Raw genomic sequence first — 16,178 nt, 5'->3', positions numbered from 1 at the left:
GATCCCCGAGCGACACCCCGGCCTCCCGGACCGTGCCGGGGACCGCCCAAGGCGCCGCTCACTCCCCGTGCGACAGCAGCAGCGGAAGCATGAACCGGTCGATCATCTCCTCGACCTCCTGGTCGTTCCATTCGCTTCCGGAAATCTTGTTTCGGTACATCATCATCGCCGGAATGGCGTCCAGAACATAGCCGTTGGCCGCGTCGGCGCGCACCTCGCCCCGCTCGATCCCGCGGGTGACGATGTCGCCGATCAGCTGAATCGTCGGCCCCACCACCCCGTCGAAAATCACACCATGGAACCGCTCGACCTGCAGCGGATCGCATTCGTGAATCACGGACCGCAGCGCGAAGCCGGGACGCGAGAACATCGCGTCCCGGGCCTGACGGCACAGGGCCAACAGGTCCTCTCGGACACTGCCGAGGTCGGGGGCCTCCTCCAGACGTGGCAGGCCGGCCTGCAGCGCGTCGGCGACCAGTTCCTCCTTGGAGGGCCAGCGACGGTAGACCGCCGCCTTCCCGGTCTGAGCACCGGCGGCGACGCCCTCCATGGTGAGGCCGTTCCAGCCGACCGTGCTGAGCTGCTCCAGGGCGGCGTCCAGGATCGCGCGTTCGAGGACCGCGCCGCGCCGACGAGGTGAGGCCGCCTGGGGGGCAGCGGCAGTCCAGCGCGAGGTAACCATCTGATGTTTCTCCAGCGAGCGAGGGGAAGCGGGAATCCGGAGCGGGGGACGCGGCGCGCGACGACAAGGGGGGACGCGGCACGCGACGCGCAGTTAACTGAACGCTTGCGTTCTCTACTGGGGACTCACTACCGTTGACGCGACAGTGAACGCTGGCGTTCACTAACACCTTCGCGGGGGATCCATAGTGACAACCTCTCAACTGATACCGGACCAGAAACCGGGTGCGGCCCGCCGGCAGGGGCGCCCCGGCATCGCGCTCACCGTGATTGCGGCCTGCCAGCTCATGGTGGTACTCGACGCGACGGTTCCATCGCGCATTTCACCGTCCTCATCATCGCCATCGCCGGTCTGGAACAAACGGGGGGCGACCACACCCTCGACCAGCATCTCAGGCAACGGCGCCTCTTTCGACGGCACGGGCACCGGAACCGTCTGAATCCCTCTGAACCTCCGCCGGCGCCCCCACCACGCGCTCCCATGTGCCGTCCGCGTCCCAACGGGTCCAGCGGCGGTGAGCGACTTGCCCACGCCATGAGCCATCCGTGCAGCAGCCTCGTTCCACGTCTTCGCCCTCCGCGCTTTCCACAGGATCGCCTCGACGGCTCACGGGCCGGCAGGTCGATGGACTTTCCCGATCCCGGCCGGACCTGGTGACAAGCGGCTGGATGAGCACCCACGCCGTATCGGGAACCCCGACCGGAATGAGCAGACCACACCCCTTGAACCACACCCCGACAGCGCAGCCCGAGCGCCCCTTGCGTACGGGGACAGGGCTCTGGAAGGTGACTCTGAGAGTTCGATCGGCAAGGTCACGAAGGCGCCTGACGGCGCTGGGCGGCCTCTCGTCGCGCTGCCATAGGGTCACGAGCTGGGTCGCGGCACCTTGATCCAGACCTTGCTGCGTGGCCTGGGCGACCGTCACGGACATCACCGTGGCGAGCGCCTTCTCCTGCACCGCGATCTGCGCATCGAGCTCCCCGATACGGTCGGTCCGTCCGCTTCGGGCACCCAGCGTGGCATCGGCCCGCCCCTGGGCCGGCCCCATTGACGTGTCCGGGCTCTTGAGGAGTCTGCTGACGCACCGCCAACCTGGCCGCGGTGTCCGAAACCCGGGTGCATCATGGGAGAGCGCCGTTGACGTGCTGGAGCGGGTCGTGGCGCAGAGTCTCCGGAGCGGCCTCGGCACCGTGCTACTCGATCAGAGGGCCGGATCCGCCGTCGGGCTCGCCCGCGCCGAGCTGGGTCCGAGCGGCGCAGGCGAGGTGGCTCCTGCCGGTTCAGCAGCCGGAGTCGGCGATGACGAAGTATCCCGCGGAAGTCTCCTTCAGCGTGTGGATGACGGCGACGTTGTACAGGCCCATGTTCTGGCCGGAGCCGTTGGCGTAGGTGTAGCCGCCGCTCTGGTGGGCGCGTCCGGCCTGTACCTGGTTGTAGTTGTTGTCGGTGTAGCACTTGGGTGCGGAGCCTGTCGTTGTCGCCGTGACCGATGCGGACGATGTGCCGACGGCGCCGGAGGAGTCGACCGCGGCGACGGTGTAGCTGTAGGAGGTGCCGACGGACAGGCCGGTGTCGGTGTACGTGGTGCCCGTCGCGGAGCCGACCTTCGTTCCGTTGCGGTAGACGTTGTACGAGGAGGCGCCGCTGACGGAGTTCCACGACAACGAGGCGCCGGTGTCCGTCGTGCCGGTCACCGTGAGGCCGGACGGGGCGGGCAGGGAACCGGTGCCGCCCTGGCTGCCGCTGCCGTCCAGACCCCAGAACTTCGCGGTGTAGTAGCTGGAGCAGATGTAGTTGAGGTAGTAGGTGCCCGTGCTACCGCACTGGTCGGCGCCCGAACCGGGGTTCACGGCCAGGCCGTGCGCCATGCCGGAGACCGAGAACAGGGCGACGGCGGGCTGTCCGGCGGAGTCGTTGTAGATGCTCTCGGTGGTGCCGCCGGTCAGGCTCTGGGTGCTGGAGGCCGTCTGACCGATGCCCCAGACGTCGGTCCACTGATCGCGCAGCTCGGTGCCGTTGACCGGCGCGACGGTGGTGTCGGAGCTGCCCTGCCAGACAGCGACGCGCGGCCATGGGCCCGAGTACCCCGGATGGGAGTTGCGAGCCTTGTCGCCCCACTGCTGCGGGGTGAAGTTCTGGTTGCTGTACTGGCAGCCGGAGGCGGCGGTCTGCGTGGTGGCGCACTGTGCGGGGAGGCCCGAGTCGACGGAGCCGCCGGCGAACACGTCCGGGTAGTCGGCGAGCAGGTCCGCGGTCATGCCGCCCCCGGCGGACAGGCCGGTGACGAAGATACGGCTGCGGTCGGAGCCGTACTGCGCCGCGGCGGTGTCGACCATCTGCATGACCGAGGCCGCCTCGCCCTTGCCCCGGGTGTCCTTGGTCGAGTCGAACCAACTGAAGCAGGACAGGCTGTTGTTGGCCGAGCTGGTCTGCGGGTAGACCACGGCGAAGCCCCACTGGTCGGCGAACTTCTGCCAACCGGAGTGCGTGTGGTAGTCGCTCGCCGACTGCGTGCACCCGTGCAGGGCGACGACCAGCGGTGCGTCGGCGGGCAGGTCGGAGGGCGCGTACTCGTACATCGCCAGGTTGCCGGGGTTCGAGCCGAAGCCGGTGATCTGCTGGAGGGTGCCGGCGGCCGCCGCGCTCGACGCGAGGGGGGTGAGGGCGGTCAGGCCCGCGATGAAGGCGCCCAGTGCGGCAGCCAGTGCGGTGCGCCGGAGGAACCCGCGCCAGGTGGAGTGAAGCATGGTGCGACTCCGTTGGAAGGTGGGGAGGGAGGGAGGGGGAGCGCGGGCACGGCGCCCGGCAGTCCCACCCCGCCCGGCTGTGACCGCGCCCGTCGCGTCGGCCGGTACGGCACCTGACCGCACCCGGCCCGCTGTCGTACCGGCTTGCTGGAAGCGGACTGTACGACCGGCCGGCCGGCCCATGACATGTGAGGGACAACCAGGTCTGCGGTGCCCGGCGTGGCTCGCGCACCCATGGTGTCGGTGGTGCCGCTGTGACATGTGACGGGGCCACGCCCACCGACGCACACCGGGTGTTCCGGCATGCATGGCCTGTCGGAACACCCGCCGGCCGTCGGGACGCCGGCACATGGCGGCGACGCCTATCTCATGGCGCAAAAATATGTCGACGACCCACATGTCTCCTCTCCTGGGTCCTCCCTACCGTGTTCGGCCATGGACAGCACAAAGAGCTCCGACGAGGGCCTGCCCCAGCGTTCCGGCCCCGGTGACAGCACCGCCTCCGGCCTGGCCTCGACCCGGTTTCTCACCGGCCGCAAGGTTCTGGTCACCGGTGCGGCCAGCGGGATCGGCCGGGCCTGCGCCGAGGGCTTCGCCGCGGCCGGTGCCGAGGTCTACGTGGTGGACCGGGCCGCCGACTCCGCCAAGGAGGTGGCCGAGTCGACCGGCGGCATCGCCGTCGTGGCCGACCTCTCCGAGGCCGACGCGGTGGACGCGCTGCCGGACGACGCCGACATCGTGGTCAACAACGCGGGTCTGCAGCACATCGCCCCGGTGCACGAGTTTCCCCCGGAGCGCTTCGCACTGATCCAGCGGGTCATGGTGGAGGCGCCCTTCCGCATCCTCCGCCGCACCCTGCCCCACATGTACGCGCAGGCATGGGGCAGGGTCGTGAACATCTCCTCGGTGCACGGTCTTCGGGCCAGCGCCTACAAGTCGGCGTACGTCACGGCGAAGCACGCGCTGGAGGGCCTGAGCAAGGTGGTCGCCCTGGAGGGCGCCGCGCACGGCGTGACCAGCAACTGCATCAACCCCGGCTACGTCCGCACGCCGCTGGTCGAGGAGCAGATCGCCAACCAGGCGCTCGCCCACGGCATCCCCACGGCCGACGTGATGGACCAGGTGTTCCTGGAACGCACCGCGATCAAGCGCCTGATCGAGCCGGCCGAGGTCGCCGAGGCGGCGCTGTGGCTGTGCACCGAACGCAGCGGTTACATCACCGGCGGCTCGATCCCCCTGGACGGAGGCTGGACGGCCCGCTGAGGGGCCGTCCACCCACCCGTCGTGCGGGTGCCGGCTCCGGCCGGGGCCGACGTAGACGGCGCCGGCCGACTGCCTCCCACGGCGCACCGCACCGACCGACTCCCCCGGTCCCATTCCCTTCGTCCAACAGCGGCGACCGGGTCCGGCGGTTCCGCTCACTCCTCACTCCGGAAAACGGTGACAACCATGCCCAGCGCTCACAACGCCGTGAACGACCCAGGCACCTCGGGAAGACCGGGCGGTCTGCGCAAGATCGTCGCTGCCAGCCTGATCGGCACGACCATCGAGTGGTACGACTACTTCCTCTACGGCTCGGCCGCCGCCCTGGTCTTCGGCCGCGTGTTCTTCCCCGAGTCGGACCCGCTGACCGGCACCTTGCTGTCCTTCCTCACCTACGCCATCGGCTTCGCCGCGCGCCCGATCGGCGCCGTGGTCTTCGGCCACTTCGGCGACCGTCTCGGCCGCAAGAAGCTCCTGGTGATCAGTCTGCTGATGATGGGGCTCTCCACCGCCTTGATCGGCTGTGTGCCCGGCTACGGCACGATCGGTGTCGCGGCTCCCGTGCTGCTGACCATCCTGCGCCTCGTCCAGGGCTTCGCCCTCGGCGGCGAGTGGGGCGGAGCGGTGCTGTTGGTGTCCGAACACGGCGATGCCGAGCGACGCGGCTTCTGGGCGTCCTGGCCGCAGGGCGGCGCACCGGCCGGAAACCTGGTCGCCGTCGGAGTGCTCTCCTTGATGACCACCGTGCTCAGCGACGACGCGTTCAACTCCTGGGGCTGGCGGGTGCCGTTCCTGCTCTCCGCCGTGCTGGTCATGATCGGTCTGTGGATCCGGCTGTCCGTCGACGAGACCCCGTTGTTCAAGGAGGCCCTGGCCAAGGCGGAGCGCCGCAAGGCGGAGCAGCGGGCCGAGCAGCCGCCGTTCGTCGCGGTCGTGCGCAACCACTGGCGGGACATCCTGATCGCGATGGGCGCGCGCATGGCCGAGAACATCTCGTACTACGTGGTCACCGCTTTCGTCCTCACCTACTGCGTCGAGCATCTCGAGCTCGACAAGCAGACGGCTCTGAACGCGGTGCTGATCGGCTCGGCCGTGCAGTTCTGCCTGATCCCGCTGTTCGGCGCGCTCTCCGACCGGGTCGGGCGCAAGCCCGTGTACCTGGTGGGCGCGGTCGGCGTGGGCCTGTGGTCGTGGGCCTTCTTCGCTCTGCTCGACACCAAGTCCTTCCCCGCGCTGGTCCTGGCCGTCACCGTCGGCCTGGTCTTCCACAGCGCCATGTACGCGCCTCAGGCGGCGTTCTTCTCCGAGCTGTTCGCCACCCGGATGCGCTACACCGGCGCCTCCATCGGAGCCCAGCTCTCGTCGGTGGCTGCCGGCGCCCCGGCCCCGCTGATCGCGACGGCGCTGCTCAGCTCCTACGGCAACGCCACCCCGATCTCGGTGTACGTGGGACTGGCCGCCCTGATCACCGTGATCGCCGTCGTCGCCGCCCGTGAGACGCGCGGCAGGAACCTGGCCGCGATCGAGCCGGACGGCTCCGCGACCCAGCCCCTCGCGGACCAGAAGACCGCCGCGTCCACCTGACGGCCGGCACCGCTTCCCGGCCGGAGGGCCAGGGTCCTTTCCGTTCGGGGAGGACACTGGCCCTCGTCGGCCGTTCGTCCCCCGGCCGTGCGCCGACTCCTCCCGTGCCCATCGCCTACGCAACGGTTGCCCGCCCATGTCGCACACACCCACCCCCGTCGCCCGTCACCTGCGCAGGCTGCTCGAACTCCTCGCCGCGGGTGCCCCCGCCGAAGACCTCGGAGCCGTCGCCGTCGAGGCCCGGCACAGCGGTGCCACCGCCCAGGACCTCTCGGAGGTCGAACAGGCCACCGAAGCGGCGCTGCGCGTCCAGACCACGCTCAGGCAGCATCGGCGCCGGGAAGCGGAGCTGACCGCGCTCTTCGACACCGCCGGCGACCTGGCGGCCCTGCGCGACCTCGACGCCGTGCTGCGCTCCATCGTCCGGCGCGCCAGGATGCTCCTGGGCACCGACACGGCCTACCTCACCCTGCCCGACGAGGAGGCCGGCGACACCTACATGCGGGTCACCGACGGCTCGGTGTCGGAACTGTTCCAGAACCTGCGCCTCGAGCTCGGGGAGGGACTCGGCGGCCTGGTCGCGCAGACCGCACGCCCCTACGCCTCCCCCGACTACCGCACCGACGACCGCTTCCTGCACACCGGCAGCATCGACGCCGGGGTCCTGGACGAGGGCCTGGTCGCGATCCTCGGCGTGCCGCTGCTGCTGGGATCGGGAAGCGGCGGCCAGGTCATCGGGGCGCTCTTCGCCGCAGATCGCACACCACGCATGTTCGCCCCGGAGGAGGTCGCCCTGCTGTGCTCGCTGGCCGACCACGCCGCCATCGCCATCGACACCGCCAAGGCCATGGCCGACGCGCGTGTCGCGGTGGCCGAACTGGCCGAGGCCAACGCCGTGATCCGCGAGCACTCCGCCGCCATGCAGCGTGCCGAGGAATCGCATGACCGGCTCACCGATCTGGTGCTGCGGGGCGGCGACGTCTCGGACGTGGCCGCCGCCGTGGCCGGTCTGCTGAAGGGGGACGTCGCGGTCCACGACGGCTCCGGGTGGCCGCTCGCCTCGGTCGGCGAGCACGGTGGCGCGGTCGCCAGGGGTACGGAGGACGACGGTGCCACGGAGGAGGAGGCGGCGGCGCTGGTCGAGGCGGCGAAGAGCTCACGCGCCGCCGCGCACGCGGTGTTCCATGACGGGCGCTGGGTCTGCGCGGTGCTGGCCGGGCAGGAACTGCTGGGCTGTCTGGTCCTGTCCGGGCGGCCGGATCTCGACGGTCCCGACCGGCGCCTGTTCGAGCGCAGCAGCGTAGTGACCTCGCTGCTGCTCCTGCTGAGGCGTTCGGTCGCGGAGACCGAGAACCGCGTACGCGGCGATCTGATCACCGATCTGCTCACCGCGCCCGGCCGCGACCCGGCCGGCCTGGTGGCCCGCGGCCGCCGCCTCGGCTTCGACCTCGACCGGCCCCACGTGCTGCTCGTCGCCCGGACCGGCGACGCGGTCCGGGAACGGCTCGCCGACGCCGCCGTGCAGTACCTGTTCGGGTGCGGCGGGGGCAGCGCGGAGCACGAGGGCGACGTGGTGCTGCTGCTCCCGTGCGACGGTACCGGTCCGGGTGAGGCGGCCCGCATCGCGGCCGGGCAGCTCGGCCAGCTGGTCGGCGCACCGGTCACGGTGGCCGGCGCCGGGCCGGCTGCCGGGCCGCGGGCCATCGCCGACGGGCACGCCGAGGCCCTGCGCTGCCTGCGGGCGCTGCACGTCCTCGGCCGCGACGGGCACGGGGCGAGTGTCACCGAACTGGGCTTTCTGGGCGTGTTGCTGGGTGACATGCACGACGTGGACGGCTTCGTCACGGCCACTTTGGGACCGCTGCTGGAGTACGACGCCCAGCGCGGCACCCACCTGGTGCGCACGCTGCGCGCCTACTTCGACTGCGGCGGGAGCCTGAGCCGGGCGAAGGAGGAGCTGCACGTGCACGTGAACACGGTCGTGCAGCGCCTGGACCGCATCCAGGCGCTGCTCGGCCCCGACTGGCACACCCCCGAACAGACGCTGGAACTCCAGCTCGCCCTGCGCTTGCAACTGATGTCGGGTGCCTGACGCCCCAACGGGTGTGCGCGAGAACGTCACCGGGGCCGACGCGCGGTTCTTCCGGTCCCGCGAGGTCCCGGGACGGGAGCCGGCCCGGGTCACCGTGACGGCGTGCCGCCAGGCCCCTCGGTTCCCCCCACACCGGCCGCGGCCAGCAGGTGCTGTGCCACGACCCGGGCGCCCTCGTCGCCGATGATGATCGTGTAGTGGTTGGTGCCGGGGACGAGCTGCGTGCGGACCATGCGTGGATCGAGGCCGGCGGCGCCGAGCCGTTGCTCGTCGTACAGGCCCAGCGGCTCGTCCATCAGGCCGCGTTCCGCCCACAGCAGCACGGCCGGGCGGGGCAGCCGGTGCACCGCGCCCGACACCTCCGCACCGAGTTGGTCCACGCCGTCGACGCGGACCGCCTCCAGGCTGCAGGACGAGCGCAGTTCGGGCTCCTGCCCGACGAGATCGCGCTGGATGTAAGCATCCACCCACGGTGACCAGAAGCCGGCGAATGCCGGATGCGACTGCCAGAACGCGCGGTAGGCCTCCCGGTCCGGGAACGTCATCGACAGCCGTCGCATGGCCGGGCCGATCACCGACGTGATCAGCTCGTCGGGATCCAGCCCGGCGGGAACGGGGAAACCCACGCCGCCGTCCACCAGCAGCAGGCCCGTCAGCAGGTGCGGGTGGCGTACCGCGGTCAGGGCCGCCGCGAAGGCGCCCATGGAGTGGCCGGTCAGCACCACCCGCCCAGCGCCCAGCGTGTCCACCACGGCTGCCATGTCGTCGGCGTGGGCCACGATGCCGTACGGGCCGGGCAGTCGCCCGCTGCGGCCCCGGCCGCGTAGGTCGGGCGCCACCAGGGTGATCCGGCGAGCCAGGTGGTGGGCGACGCGCGCCCAGCTCAGGCCGTTGGCCGTGATGCCGTGCAGGGCCAGGACCACCGGCGCGCCCGGGTCGTCGGCCGGCCAGCGCGACACGGCCAGCTTCCCGCCCGGCACTGGCACCTGAAACTCCTCGCGCACCGGTGCGGCCCCCTGCTGTCCGGCCGTCGCGCCGTTCTGCGTACTGGGAACCATCACGCAATGACCTCCTCGCGGTCGGCGGTGGCGCGGGACGTGTGGGCGGCGCGCCGCCTGCCCGGGAGCCGCGCCACGCCGCCAGGCAGCAGGTATATCACCGCGACGAACAGCGCACCGAGCAGGAACAGAGGCTGCGACAGCGGCACACGGACCACGGCGGGCAGACCGGCGACCGCGTTCGATCCGGCCAGGTCGGCGAGCCGGTGGTCGGCCCAGGTGTAGAGGATGCCTCCGATCATGGGGCCCCACCGGCTGCCCGAACCGCCCAGCACCACCATCACCAGCAGGGACAGGGTGAAGTCGGAGGTGGTCGTCTGCGGGGTGGCGCCGCCCGTCAGCAACAGGTAGACGATGCCGCCGAGCGCGGCCATGGTGCCGGCCAGGACGAAGGCGACCAGCTTGAAGCCGTACGGGCGAAGCCCCAGCACCTCCACCCGGCGCTCGTTCTCCTTGATGCCCTCCCAGACCCGGCCGACGGGTGAGCGGACCACCCACTGCACGGCGGCCAGCACCACCACGAGGTAGGCCAGAGCGATCCAGTACAGGTTGGCGGTGTGCTCGATGCCGACCAGCGAGGCAGGCAGCCTGTCCGCGGGCGCGGCCTTGCCCTCCTCGCCGCCGGTGACGCCTCCGGGATCGCGCTGGACGAGGATCGACGCGGCCTGCGCGAAGGCCAGGGTGACCATGGAGAACCCGATGCCGCTGACGCGGAGGCTGACTGCGCCGAGCAGGGCGGACAGCACGGTGCCCGCGAGCAGGCCGAGCAGCGCCGACGCGGGGAACGGCAGGCCCGCTTCCAGCATCAGGGTGTTGGTGACGTAGGTGCCCGCGGCGAAGTAGAGCGCATGCCCGAAGGACAGCAGCCCTGTACGGCCGAGCAGCAGATCATAGCCGGTGGCCAGGCCGCCGAAGAGCAGGCACAGGGCCAGCAGTTGCAGGTTGCCGGGGCCGCCGATCGGCCCGTCGAGCAGGCCCGGGAGCGGCAGCGCGCTGTAGGGCACGGTGAAGAGCGCAACCAGCAGCAGGGCGGGCCACCAGCGGGTGGCTCGCCGTAGCCGCTCGGAGCGGGAGGCGACGGGGTGGTCTGCCGCGCGGGCCCGGCCGCGCGGCTGGGTGGCGGTGGTCATGCGAGCCTCCCGGTGAGCCCTCGCGGCCTGACGAGCAGGAGGGCGGCGAGCAGGACGACGACAGCGAGATCGCCGAGTCCGGCGGTGGTGTAGTAGTTGGCGAACTGCTGGACGAGGCCCACGGCCACCGAGGCCAGTGCGGCGCCGGTGAGCGAGCCCATGCCGCCCGTCACGACGACCACGAAGGCGAAGATGAGCAGTGAACTGCCCTGTTCGGGGTCGACGGAGCCGAAGTAGAGGCCGCCGAGGGCACCGCCGAGGGCCGCAGCCGCACCGCCGATGGCGAAGACCAGGGTGAAGGCCTTGCGCACGTCGATGCCGAGCGCGGTGACCATCGCCCGGTCCTCCACCCCCGCGCGGACGACCAGTCCGTGCCGGGTTCGGCCGAGGAACAGCTTGAGCGCGGTCAGCACGACCAGGGCCGCGCCGATCAGCACCGGGCGATTGAGCGGCACTTCGGCGCCCAGCAGGGCGAAGGTGCCGGACAGTGCCTTCGGCCCGGGGAGGGGGCGGGCGTCGGATCCCCAGATCGCGGACAGCAGGGCCGGTACGGCCAGGCCGACGCCCACCGTCGCGAGGACCTGCTCGCGGGGGCGGGTGTAGAGCGGGCGGATCACGGCGAGTTCGAGCAGCACGGCGGCGACGGTACCCACGGCGGTGCCGAAGACGACGGCGAGGGCGAACCCGGCCCTTCCGGACCCGGCACCGGGCAGGTGGCCGGAGGCGGCCCACCAGGTGCCGTAGGCGCCGATGGACAGGAGGGCGCCGTGGGCGAAGTTGAGCACGTCCATCAGCCCGAAGATCAGCGACAAGCCGGAGGCGACCAGGAAGTACAGGGCGCCCAGGCCGAGTCCGGTGAAGGTGAGCAGCACGACGGTGGACATCAGGCGTCTGCCTCCGTGGTCCGGGCGGCGGAGCGCGCCGCGGTGCGATCAGGCGCACCGGCAGTCTGCCTTCCGGTGCTGCCGACACCGAGCAGCCGATGGGCCGCCTCGGCGTCGGCGAGGAGGCCGGCGGCCGGCCCCTGGTGCGCGGTGCGGCCGTCGGCGAGGACGACGCAGTGGCGGGCGAGGCGGCGCACCACGGCGAGGTTCTGCTCCACGAGCAGAACCGGCACCGCCTCGGCGGCGCGCTCCAGCACCTGGGCGACCTCGGTGACCACCTTGGGCGCCAGGCCCTTGGTGGGTTCGTCGGCGATGATCAGCCGGTTGCCGTTGAGCAGAGTCCGAGCGATGGCGACCATCTGCTGCTGACCGCCGGACAGGGTGCCGGCGGCCTGCCGGGCGCGTCGCCTCAGCTCCGGGAAGAGCTCGTGGACCAGGTCGTAGGCCGGTTCTCCCGCGCCGGGCCGCTCGGCCAGGCGCAGGTTCTCGGCCACGCTGAGGGCGGCGAAGACGCCACGGTCCTCAGGGGCGTAGCCGATGCCCCGGCGCACCAGGGCATGGGTGGCAAGGCGCACCGTCTCCTCGCCGGCCAGCAGCACGCTGCCGGTCCGGGGCACCAGTCCGAGAATGCCGCGCACGGTGGTCGTCTTGCCGGCGCCGTTGCGGCCCAGGAGAGCAGTGGTACCCGAGGCGGCCACCTCCAGATCGACGCCGTGCAGGATGTGCCTGCCCCCGATCACGACCCGCAGATCGCGCACGGCCAGCAGCGGTGCCGGAGCAGGGGTCACAGCTCCTCCCCGAGGTAGGCCTGCTGCACGGTGGAGTCGGCCATCACGGACTGCGGTGTGTCCAGCGCCAGCAGCGTGCCGTGGTGCATCACGGCCAGCCGGTCGGCCAGGTCCAGCAGCACGTCCATGTGGTGCTCGACCATGAGCACGGTCCGTCCCTCCTCCATGTGCAGCGACCTGATGAGTTCGGTCAGCGCGGGCACCTCCTCGGCGCTCACGCCCGCCATCGGCTCGTCCAGCAGCATCAGCCGGGGCTCGCCGACGAGCAGGACCGCGAGTTCGAGCTTGCGTTTCTCGCCGTGCGAGAGGGCATCTGCGCAGGTGTCCGCGCGGTGCGTGAGCTGAGTGCGGGCCAGCACCCGCTCGACCCGTTCCGGGTCGGTGTCAGCTCGGCGCCAAACCTGGTACGAACCGCCGTCGGCGGCCTGGGCCGCGAGCCTCACATGGTCGGCGACCGTCATGCCCGGCCACAGGCTGGAGGTCTGGAAGGTGCGCCCGAGGCCGCGGCGGGCCCGAGCGTAGGCGGCCTCCGCGGTGATGTCGCGGCCGTCCAGTTCGATCGTGCCCCGGGAGACCGGGCTGAGCCCGCTGACCAGGTTGAACAGCGAAGTCTTGCCCGCGCCGTTGGGGCCGATGAAGGCGAGGAACTCGCCTTCGCGGACGTCGAAGGAGACGGAGTCGACGATGGTCGCGCCACCGACCGTCCAGCCGATGTCCCGCAGCCGCAGCACCGGCGCCGGGACGGCACGGGTCTCCCCGGATTCCGCAGACCCCGCGCCGCTCGGTGACGTCGTGTTCGAGGAGGACATCGTCTCAGCCCGCCGTCCTCGCGGCCGGTGGGGCGACTGCTGTCATCGGGATGCTGTCGATCAGCTCGGGCCGGGCTGCGCTGCCGCTGCCCTTGAGCCGGGCCGTGAACATCGGTTGCAGCAGGGCGTGGTCCTTCGCGCGGATCTGCTCCCTGCCCTTGGGCCCGTCGAAGGTCCAGCCCTCCAGCGCCCTGGCCATGGCCGTGGTGTCGGTGGCGCTGCCGGACTCGATCGCGTGCACGATCATCTGGGCGGCGGTGAAGCCGTCCGGACTGAACAGGTCGGGAGTGCCGCCGCCCTTGGTGATGCCGTCGAGCATGGCCTTCTCCACCGGGTTGCCGCCGCCGGCGCCCGGGAAGTAGTGCGCAAGGAAGGCGACCTTGGAGCCGGCCGGGCCGAAGATCGGATACGAGGCGGTTCCCGCGAGTCCGGTGACGACCTTGCTCGCGTCCAGCACACCCTGCTGGTTCAGCGCGGTCCACAAGGCGGGGGCGGTGGCGCCCGCCCAGGCGACGAACACCAGGTCCGGTTCACCGGCCCTGGTCTGGCGGGCAAAGGGCGTGAGGTCGGTGGCGCTGGGCGGGGCCAGCACGGAGCCGACGTGCGCGCCCTTCGCACCCAGGACGGCCTTCACCGCTGCCACGTTGGCCTGTCCGAACGCGGAGTTCTGGGCGAGCACGGTGACCTTCTTGCCTTTGGCGTCACCGAGCAGTGCCCCGGCGGCGAGGATGTCCTGGTACGACTGCCGGCCCGAGCGGAAGGTGTAGGCGTTGATGCCGGTGACCGCGTCGGTGGCGGCGGGGCCGCTGACGTAGAGCATCTTGTTCTGCGCGGCCAGCGGCGCCATCTGGAGTGCCACACCCGAGTCGGTGGTACCGGCGAGGATCTTGCAGCCCTTGCCCACGAGGGCCTTGGCCTCCGCTACCGCCTTCGCCGGGTCACCGGCGTCGTCCTGTTCGGTGACCCGGATCGGGTGGCCGCCGGCCTTGTTCGTGCCGTGCGTGGCGTAGGCCAGGCCTGCCTTGAAGCCTTCCTCGTACTGCTTGCCGTAGGCGGCCAGCAGTCCGCTGCGGGAGTAGACCAGCCCCACCTTCACGGGGGCGGACTTGCCGACCGAGTCGGCGGACTCGGTGCCGGCGGTGCCGGCCGAGGAGCAGCCCGCGACCAGGGCGCCGAGGGCGATCAGGGAGAGGGCGCGAACAGATCTGCTTCTGAAGGTGTCCTTGAGGCGGGAACGCATGCGATCGGCTCCTGACAGTGTGTCGCCCGCCCGTCGCCGGGTTCCGCAGGACTTGTCCGGAACAGCGGCCTCGTACGCGACGACGGGAGTGCGGTGCGTGATTGCCGGAACCCTAGGAGTGCCGTTCGACCGGCGGCATGTTGCCAATCACCGTTCTTTGAGGCCCAGTCATGGCGCTGACGCACATGGTCTGTGACGGTCGGCCCAGGCAAAGGTGAGCAACACCCGGTCCTGGCCGCGACGTGGTGAGAAGGCCGGGTCGACGAACGCAACACCCCGGTGGGGAAGGAAACGGCATGGACAAAGTGATGGCCGCGGCCGCGCAGGCAGTGGCGGACATCCCTGACGGTGCGACACTCGCGGTCGGCGGGTTCGGCCTGTGCGGCATACCGTCGACGCTGATCGCCGCGCTGACCGAGACGAGCGCGTCAGGCCTGCGGGTGGTGTCCAACAACTGCGGGGTGGACGACTGGGGGCTGGGACTGCTGCTGCGGTCCGGCCGGATCGCCCGGATGACCTCTTCCTACGTGGGTGAGAACAAGGAGTTCGCCCGCCAGTACCTGGCCGGCGAACTGGAGGTGGAGCTGACACCGCAGGGCACCCTCGCCGAGCGGCTGCGGGCCGGCGGCACCGGCATCCCCGCGTTCTACACCCCGGCGGGAGTGGGCACCCAGGTGGAGGAGGGCGGTCTGCCCTGGCGCCACAACGCCGACGGAAAGGTCGCGCTGGCCTCCCCGCCCAAGGAGACAAGGGAGTTCGGCGGTCGCCGCTACCTGCTGGAGGAAGCCATCACGGCCGACTTCGCCCTGGTGCGGGCCGCGGTCGCCGACCGGCACGGCAACTGCGTCTTCCACGCGGCGGCACGCAACTTCAACCCGCTGTGCGCGATGGCGGGACGGGTCACCGTCGTGGAGGCCGAACGCGTCGTGGAGGCCGGCGAACTGCCGCCGGACACCGTCCATCTGCCGGGCGTGTACGTGGACCGCGTGATCCGGGCCGACGACTCGCTGGACAAGCGCATCGAGCGCCGCACCGTGCGCCCTGCGCACACCGGCGCTGAACAAGCCGTCTCGCGCACCCACTCCGAGGAGAAGTGACCATGCCGCTCGACCGTGACCAGCTCGCCGCCCGCGCCGCCCGGGAGCTACGCGACGGCCAGTACGTCAACCTCGGCATCGGTCTGCCCACTCTGATCCCCAACCACCTGCCGGACGGGATGCACGTGGTGCTGCACTCCGAGAACGGCATCCTGGGCGTGGGCCCCTACCCCTACGACGGCGAGGAACACCCGGATCTGATCAACGCCGGGAAGGAGACGGTGACCACCGTCTCCGGCACCGCCTACTTCGATTCAGCCCTCTCCTTCGGCATGATCCGGGCCGGCCGAATCGACGTCTCCATACTCGGCGCCATGCAGGTATCAGCCCACGGCGACCTGGCCAACTGGATGATCCCCGGCAAGATGGTCAAGGGTATGGGCGGTGCCATGGACCTGGTCCACGGTGCCCGCCGGCTTCTGGTCGTGATGGAGCACGTCGCCAAGAACGGCAGTCCGAAGATCGTCGAGGAGTTGAGCCTTCCCGCCACGGGCCGCCGTGTGGTGGACCGGGTCATCACCGACCTGGCCGTCATCGATGTCGCCCCCGAAGGGCTGCGACTGGTGGAAACCGCTCCGGGCGTCACCGTGCGAGAGGTGATGGCCGCGACCGCCGCCCGCCTCCTCGTCGACCAGAGCTCGTCGGCGCTCGCATCCGGCTGACCCATCGCGACTCGGCGTTGGTCCGGCCGGCCTGCGCGATCGTGCTCGGCGCGACGAACGTCCTGCAGGCCGAGGAACTCGTGCGGCAGACCCACCCAGCCCCACCCCCCTCTCAACCCGCAGTCACCCTCCAGGGTCAACC

Annotated in this window: 14 protein-coding genes; 5 read left to right on the top strand and 9 right to left on the bottom strand. The window is 71.2% G+C overall.

Going from position 1 to position 16,178, the window contains the following annotated elements:
- Positions 1-58 precede the first annotated feature (58 nt).
- The 3 genes from ACZ63F_RS39060 to ACZ63F_RS39050 form a co-directional block, all read right to left on the bottom strand.
- Entirely contained in the window at positions 59-682 is a 624-nt protein-coding gene (locus tag ACZ63F_RS39060) for a TetR/AcrR family transcriptional regulator (RefSeq protein ID WP_469718450.1), read from the bottom strand.
- 198 nt (positions 683-880) lie between these two features.
- Positions 881-1,081 (bottom strand): hypothetical protein, encoded by a 201-nt coding sequence (locus ACZ63F_RS39055; RefSeq protein WP_469718500.1) that lies wholly within the window; start codon positions 1,079-1,081, stop codon positions 881-883.
- Positions 1,082-1,962: 881 nt separating this feature from the next.
- Entirely contained in the window at positions 1,963-3,429 is a 1,467-nt protein-coding gene (locus ACZ63F_RS39050) for an extracellular catalytic domain type 1 short-chain-length polyhydroxyalkanoate depolymerase (protein WP_469718449.1), read from the bottom strand.
- A 435-nt stretch (positions 3,430-3,864) separates the two neighbouring features.
- On the opposite strand from ACZ63F_RS39050, the gene ACZ63F_RS39045 reads away from it, so the two are divergent.
- From ACZ63F_RS39045 to ACZ63F_RS39035, 3 genes are all read left to right on the top strand, one after another.
- Positions 3,865-4,692, top strand: coding sequence for a 3-hydroxybutyrate dehydrogenase (locus ACZ63F_RS39045; RefSeq protein WP_469718448.1), 828 nt, complete (start codon positions 3,865-3,867; stop codon positions 4,690-4,692).
- A 186-nt stretch (positions 4,693-4,878) separates the two neighbouring features.
- Positions 4,879-6,276: an MFS transporter gene (locus ACZ63F_RS39040; protein ID WP_469718446.1), complete on the top strand. Its 1,398-nt coding sequence runs from the start codon at positions 4,879-4,881 to the stop codon at positions 6,274-6,276.
- 136 nt (positions 6,277-6,412) lie between these two features.
- Positions 6,413-8,368, top strand: coding sequence for a helix-turn-helix domain-containing protein (locus ACZ63F_RS39035; protein ID WP_469718445.1), 1,956 nt, complete (start codon positions 6,413-6,415; stop codon positions 8,366-8,368).
- 89 nt (positions 8,369-8,457) lie between these two features.
- Here ACZ63F_RS39035 and ACZ63F_RS39030 read toward each other — a convergent pair whose 3' ends face one another.
- Genes ACZ63F_RS39030 through ACZ63F_RS39005 form a run of 6 tightly spaced genes read right to left on the bottom strand, consistent with a single transcriptional unit; the run spans position 8,458 to position 14,277 of the window.
- Entirely contained in the window at positions 8,458-9,426 is a 969-nt protein-coding gene (locus ACZ63F_RS39030) for an alpha/beta fold hydrolase (RefSeq protein WP_469718444.1), read from the bottom strand.
- The gene (locus ACZ63F_RS39025; protein ID WP_469718442.1) at positions 9,426-10,556 is read right to left on the bottom strand and encodes a branched-chain amino acid ABC transporter permease; all 1,131 of its coding nucleotides are present in this window, start codon (positions 10,554-10,556) and stop codon (positions 9,426-9,428) included. Before ACZ63F_RS39025 ends, ACZ63F_RS39030 begins: the two co-directional genes overlap by 1 nt.
- Positions 10,553-11,440, bottom strand: coding sequence for a branched-chain amino acid ABC transporter permease (locus tag ACZ63F_RS39020; protein WP_469718441.1), 888 nt, complete (start codon positions 11,438-11,440; stop codon positions 10,553-10,555). Before ACZ63F_RS39020 ends, ACZ63F_RS39025 begins: the two co-directional genes overlap by 4 nt.
- Positions 11,440-12,228: an ABC transporter ATP-binding protein gene (locus ACZ63F_RS39015; protein WP_469718439.1), complete on the bottom strand. Its 789-nt coding sequence runs from the start codon at positions 12,226-12,228 to the stop codon at positions 11,440-11,442. Before ACZ63F_RS39015 ends, ACZ63F_RS39020 begins: the two co-directional genes overlap by 1 nt.
- The gene (locus tag ACZ63F_RS39010; protein ID WP_469718438.1) at positions 12,225-13,037 is read right to left on the bottom strand and encodes an ABC transporter ATP-binding protein; all 813 of its coding nucleotides are present in this window, start codon (positions 13,035-13,037) and stop codon (positions 12,225-12,227) included. The genes ACZ63F_RS39015 and ACZ63F_RS39010 overlap by 4 nt, the downstream gene beginning before the upstream one ends.
- 4 nt (positions 13,038-13,041) lie before the next feature.
- Complete coding sequence (locus tag ACZ63F_RS39005) at positions 13,042-14,277, bottom strand: substrate-binding domain-containing protein (RefSeq protein WP_469718436.1); 1,236 nt, start codon at positions 14,275-14,277, stop codon at positions 13,042-13,044.
- Between the two features lie 296 nt (positions 14,278-14,573).
- Between ACZ63F_RS39005 and ACZ63F_RS39000 the strand changes: the two genes are divergently transcribed.
- Entirely contained in the window at positions 14,574-15,374 is an 801-nt protein-coding gene (locus ACZ63F_RS39000) for a CoA transferase subunit A (protein WP_469718435.1), read from the top strand.
- A 2-nt stretch (positions 15,375-15,376) separates the two neighbouring features.
- A complete protein-coding gene (locus tag ACZ63F_RS38995) occupies positions 15,377-16,036 on the top strand; it encodes a CoA transferase subunit B (RefSeq protein WP_469718434.1) in 660 nt (219 codons plus the stop codon).
- The last annotated feature ends 142 nt before the right edge of the window (positions 16,037-16,178 follow it).

The sequence above is a fragment of the Streptomyces sp. NPDC104761 genome, assembly GCF_055583445.1.
Note: the sequence above shows the minus strand (reverse complement) of the source record. Positions and strands in the feature narration are given on the sequence as shown.